Raw genomic sequence first — 477 nt, 5'->3', positions numbered from 1 at the left:
CGTGGAAGCTGGAGAATCTGCTTCCTGAGCCGCTCGTGGCCGGCACTCCGGCTGGCGAGCTGACCGAGGAAGGCGCCAAGCTGCTCGATCCGTCCGGTACCCTGAAGCCCGGCATCGTGCTCGCCCCGCCTGAGGGCGACGCCGGTACTGGCATGGTAGCCACCAACTCCGTGCGCGTACGCACTGGTAACGTCTCCGCCGGCACCTCCATCTTCGCCATGGTGGTTCTGGAGCACAAGCTCAAGGCCCTCCACCCTGAGGTTGACTTGGTCACCACCCCGGCCGGCGATCTGGCCGGTATGAGCCACGCCAACAACTTCACCTCCGACCTCAACGCTTGGGTCGGCCTGTTCGGCCAGTTCGCCAAGGCCATCGGCCAGCCGGTTGACGCCGGTATGCTGTACGGCACCCTGTTCCGCGCGGCCATCGCCGACGACGTGGACGCCAACTGCGGCGGCCTGCTGAACTACCCGTTCC

Annotated in this window: 1 protein-coding gene; it reads left to right on the top strand. The window is 66.7% G+C overall.

Annotated features, from left to right (window positions below; translation table 11 throughout):
• On the top strand, window positions 1-477 hold a 477-nt coding region (locus AACW90_RS23125; protein WP_502226703.1), incomplete at both ends, for an FGGY-family carbohydrate kinase.

Source organism: Vibrio frigidus (genome assembly GCF_042465995.1).
Taxonomy (GTDB): domain Bacteria; phylum Pseudomonadota; class Gammaproteobacteria; order Enterobacterales; family Vibrionaceae; genus Vibrio.
This window is presented reverse-complemented; position numbering and strand designations above follow the sequence as displayed.